Genomic DNA, 4740 nt, shown 5'->3' on the forward strand with positions numbered 1-4740 from the left:
GCCAGGCTCTTATCAACGCGATTGTTCACGCCGCGCAGGCAGGTCACGATCTTGCCCGTTACCTTGGCCGTGTCCAGCACCGGCGCACCGGCCACGATCGCTTGCACGCTGGCTTGGCGCTGCTGCAGATAATTGGTGTACAGCTGCACCGGCTGCGATTGCAGATTGAGGCGCTGGCCCGGCGCAGGCTGGGTCGCCTGCAGGCCGGCGATGCCACCGCTGTAGGACGCTACCGGCGCGTCGGCCAGCTGCACAATGTAAGGACGGCGCACAGCTTCGGCCCAGGCGCCGTGCGCAGCAAAACTCAGGGCGACCAGCACCGCCCACGTTACAGGACGTAGTTTCATGAAGTCTCCTAGATCTGGGTTTAAGCGGACAATTCTTCTTTGCTCGCAAAGCGCTGGTTCTTGCGGCGGCGTGTCATCGCGCCCATGACCAGGAGGCCGCCGCCAAGCATTGCGATATTGGATGGCTCAGGTACAGCCGATACGCTCACATTCAGGTTATCGATGGCGAACTGGCCCTGGTTGGTTTCGAAGGCGTGGCAATCGCCGCCGTCGCCGCAGGCCAGGCCGAAGAAAGCCATGGCGATAAACTGGTCCTTGCCGAAATCGCCGGTGCTGGTGTTCTCAAAGAAGAACTGGCGATTCGACTGATGCAGCTCGACGTCAAAGATGTCGTAGGTGTGATCGGCGCGGAAGCCCTGAATCCGCAGGATGCCCGGAATATCGGGCGTCGCTGCGCCTTGCATGGCGCCGACGAAAGATGCGTCCAGCGACAGCAGGGAGAAGGCTTTGTGATCATCGCGCTCCAGCAGCATCACACCATCGTTCAAGCCCGTGTAATAGGTGGTGCTGTTGTTGACCGGGCAGGATAGCCACAGGCAGTCCGTGGGCTTACTGCCATTCATGATGCCGCCGACCAGATCGCCGGGCAGCGCATCGTCCAGCGCGGACTCGCCCGTCATCGAGTAACCCTTATGTTCCACCACATCCTTGTAGCCCACCGCCTGCGCGGCGATGCCTTCGAAGTCCAGCGTGTCTGCCTGCGCCGGCGCCGCCACCACAGCGGCCGCCAGCAACGTTGCCCCGATTTGTTTTCTCAGATTCATGGATCATCCTCAAAGAAGTTTCGAATGATGGCTTTCGACAGCGCGCACGAATCCCGCGCGGCGCGCTGCGGCGGCCACGAATGCAAACTGCGCTTTACAGGAACAGGAAGATCAGGCGGGTCGCGAGCGGCGCCGGCGTGCGACGCAGCCGATCAGGCCAAGTCCGCCGGAGAGCATCGTCCAGCTGCCCGGTTCAGGAACGGGCGCTGTGACCAGGTTCAGTTCGAGCGGCGATTGCCCTCGGCCGAAACCGGTGAGATAAATGCCGCCCGGTGTGCTGTCGATGGGCAGCTGATTCAAGGTGAGATTGCTGAAGCCGAAAACGATGTAGCTGCCTGCGGCGGCGTTGATGTCGAATACCGCGTTGCCGGACAGGTTGACCGTCTTCGCCGTATCGAGCAGCGAAGCCGTGCCATACAGCGCACCGCTGCCCAGGTCCGCGTAGACATCCTTACCGGGCTGCATGCTGTTCAAAAAAGTGGTGTAGCGGTGCGATACATCGAAGATGCCGATCGTGCTGGCGCCGTAGTCGCCGTAGAACTTGGGATCGAAGGTCATGCTGGCGGAGCTGTAACTGCCGGGCGGAATGTAGAACAGCGCCCAGCTGTTGATATAGCTCTCATGGTCGATCCCTGTGTACATATTGCTGAACGACTCGGAGCCGTTGCCGCCGCCTTTGCTGTCCACCCAGCCTTGCGTATGGGTGTCCAGCGTGACGGTATCGGCATGCGCTGCGGGGATGGCCGCACCGGCTAGCAGTGCGGCCGCGGCGACAATGCCGCGTGGGCGATGCAGGAACATATGTACCCTCCTCTTAACAAGTTAGTAAGAGTGACTAATGGTACATAGCTAAAATGTGCGCACGATTGAGATTACAATTTTCCGACAAACCATCATTTAACGCACAACACTGCTTGGCAGCTCGGTGAAATCGTCCGTCTGGTACAAGGCCTGCCAGGCTGCCAGCAATGCCGGTGGTGGCGTGACCAGTTTGCGCGCTGTGAGGTCCAGCCAGCCGCCGGAGCTGTTGATGCGGGCCGCCAGCTTGCCATCGCTGCGGTAGATATCGGAACGCAGCATCCAGCGCGAGCCATCCTGCGACAGGCCCGCGCACGCGAGAGTGACAGTGATCTGGTCGAGCAGCAGCACTTCCTTAAAGTAGTTCAATTCGTCCTTCATCACCACCGGGCCGATGTTCAGGCGCTTGAACTCCCCCATCGGAAAACCGTGCTCGGACAAATAAATCATCCGCAGGTCGGCGGCCTTGTTCAGATAGGCCGTGTTGGCCATATGGCTGTTGAAATCCATATCGCCCCAGCCGGCGGTCATCCTGCGTTCAAACATCACATCTCCTCGGCGTTATGCCGCTGCGAGGAAGTCCGCCAGTGTAAGCGCAACGACTTTCGTGGCTTTGCGCAGATCTTCCAGCAGCAGCTTTTCATCTGCTTTCTTGGCATTCGATTCGGGCACGGTACGCGGCCCAGCCCCATATAGTACCGCTGGAATCCCATGCTCGCCATATAGCCGTGCATCAGCGTACAAGGGCGTTCCGCCCGCGCTGATCTCTTCGCCAATGACGTCCTTCGCGTTGTTGCGGATGCTGGCGACCAGCGTGTCCGTGCCGGGCAGCGGACGCAGGGCGTGCGACAGCAGCAGGCGGCGGATCTCCAGTCGGATGCCAGGCTCGCCGCGCACCGCTTCTTCGATCAGCGCGCGCACCTGGGCTTCCACCTGCGCCGGATCTTCTTCCGGAATCATACGGCGGTCCATTTTCATCACGACTTTGCCCGGCACCACATTGGTGTTGGTGCCGCCGTCGATGCGGCCTACCAGCATCGTTGGCGAATCGATGCCCGGCACTTTGGATTTGATTCTCTTCAGTTCCGGCAGCTGCCCGTAGATCGCGTTCAGGATCCTGGTGGCAGCTTGCAGAGCATCGTGGCCCGTTTCAGGCATGGCGCCGTGGCCGGACTTGCCGTGCACCGTGATCTCCAGTTGCAGACAGGCGTTGTGCGCCGTGACGATGTTGTAGCTGAAGCCTGCCGCGATCACGTAATCCGGCTTGGTCAGTTTCTTTTCCAGCAGCCAGCCGGGACCCAGCAGGCCGCCGAATTCTTCGTCGTAGGTGAAGTGCAGTTCCAGCGCGCCTTTCAGCGGCACGCCCAGCGCTTCCAGTGCGCGCGTGGCAAACACGAACGTCGCGAAGTCGGATTTCGAGACCGCAGCAGCGCGGCCATAGATATACCCGTCTTCCACCACGCCACCGTATGGCGGCTTGGTCCAGCCATCGCCCGGCGGCACCACATCGCCATGCGCATTCAGCGCCACGGTCGGACCGCCCGCCGCATAGGGACGGCGCACGATCAGGTTGGTGATCGTCTCCATGCCGTAATCACGCACCACCTGTTCCGGCACCGCGTGCTTCTCAGCCTTCCAGCCATAGGCTTCCAGCAGCCGCGCAACCAGCTCGGCGTGCGGCGTGTTATTGCCGGGCGGCGTATCGGTTGGCGTTTGCAGGACCTTCTGCAGGAAAGCCACTTCTTCATCGAAGTGCTGGTCGATCCATTGGATGATTTGTTCTTTCATTTACTTTGCTCCTGCCGCCAGCCAGGCGGCGACTTGCGCGCGTTCGGCGTCGGTCATACTGGTCAGATTGGCGAGTGGCATGGCCTTCAGCTCAACCACCTGTTTCTGGATTTGCGCGGCGCGCTGATGGATCTGGTCCGGCGTATCGAGCACCACGCCGGCCGGAGCGCTGGTGAAGCCAGGCTGGGTTGGATGCGCCGAATGGCAGGCGACGCAGCGCTGGTCGATGATGCTCTTCACTTTCGCAAATTCAGCGGCCGGATCGGCGCTCGCCGCAACTTGCGCTGGCCGTGACGGCGCAATCACCACGGCAATCGCCAGCAGCAGCGCGACGCCAATCGCCGGATAGCGCCATTCGACGCGGCCCTTGTGGCGCAGGTTGAAGAAATGGCGAATGAACACGCCGGCTGCCATGATGAAGGCCAGCACCAGCCAGGCGTTCCTGTTCTGGTAAGTCATCGCATAGTGGTTGCTGATCATGATGAACAGCACTGGCAGCGTGAAGTAATTGTTATGCACGCTGCGCTGCTTGGCCTTGATGCCGTATTGCGGGTCCGGCAGGCCGCCCGCCTGCATCGCCTGCACCATCTTGCGCTGGCCGGGGATGATCACCATCGCCACATTGGCCACCATGATGGTGCCGATCATCGCGCCAATGTGGATATAGGCCGCGCGGCCGCTCAGCAAATGCGTCAGCACATAGGCCGCGCCGACCAGCAGCGCGAAAATCACCAGGCCGAACCACTTGTCGCTTTTGCCCAGTGGAGATTTGCACAGCAGGTCGTACACCACCCAGCCGATCACCAATGCGGCGATACCTACGCCGACTGCTTGCAGGCTGCTCAGGTCCGACACCGACCTATCGACCATCATGGCTTGCGCATTGAAGTAGTAGGCAATCGTCAGCAGCGCAAAGCCGGAAAGCCAGGTGGTATAAGCCTCCCATTTGAACCAGTGCAGTTCCTTCGGCAGTTCAGCCGGAGCCACCAGATATTTTTGCGGGTTATAGAAACCACCGCCGTGCACTGCCCACAGCTCGCCGG

6 protein-coding genes are annotated in these 4740 nt (G+C 60.8%); all 6 read right to left on the reverse strand.

Annotated elements, in window-relative coordinates:
* The coding region (locus tag AB4Z11_RS23390; protein WP_442028029.1) for a hypothetical protein at window positions 1–347 on the reverse strand (347 nt) is incomplete at its 3' end.
* Between the two features lie 20 nt (window positions 348–367).
* Complete coding sequence (locus tag AB4Z11_RS23395) at window positions 368–1111, reverse strand: NF038120 family PEP-CTERM protein (protein ID WP_442028031.1); 744 nt, start codon at window positions 1109–1111, stop codon at window positions 368–370.
* A 111-nt stretch (window positions 1112–1222) separates the two neighbouring features.
* Window positions 1223–1912: a PEP-CTERM sorting domain-containing protein gene (locus AB4Z11_RS23400; RefSeq protein ID WP_442028033.1), complete on the reverse strand. Its 690-nt coding sequence runs from the start codon at window positions 1910–1912 to the stop codon at window positions 1223–1225.
* 96 nt (window positions 1913–2008) lie between these two features.
* On the reverse strand, window positions 2009–2455 hold the full coding sequence (locus tag AB4Z11_RS23405) for an acyl-CoA thioesterase (protein WP_442028034.1): 447 nt from the start codon (window positions 2453–2455) through the stop codon (window positions 2009–2011).
* Window positions 2456–2470: 15 nt separating this feature from the next.
* Window positions 2471–3697: a M20/M25/M40 family metallo-hydrolase gene (locus AB4Z11_RS23410; RefSeq protein WP_442028036.1), complete on the reverse strand. Its 1227-nt coding sequence runs from the start codon at window positions 3695–3697 to the stop codon at window positions 2471–2473.
* Window positions 3698–4740, reverse strand: a 1043-nt coding sequence (locus AB4Z11_RS23415) for a urate hydroxylase PuuD (RefSeq protein ID WP_442028038.1), incomplete at its 5' end; no start/stop codon positions are given. It lies immediately after the preceding gene.

Origin of the sequence: Pseudoduganella sp. RAF53_2 (assembly GCF_052113985.1) — a bacterium.
Lineage (GTDB): Bacteria > Pseudomonadota > Gammaproteobacteria > Burkholderiales > Burkholderiaceae_D > Rugamonas.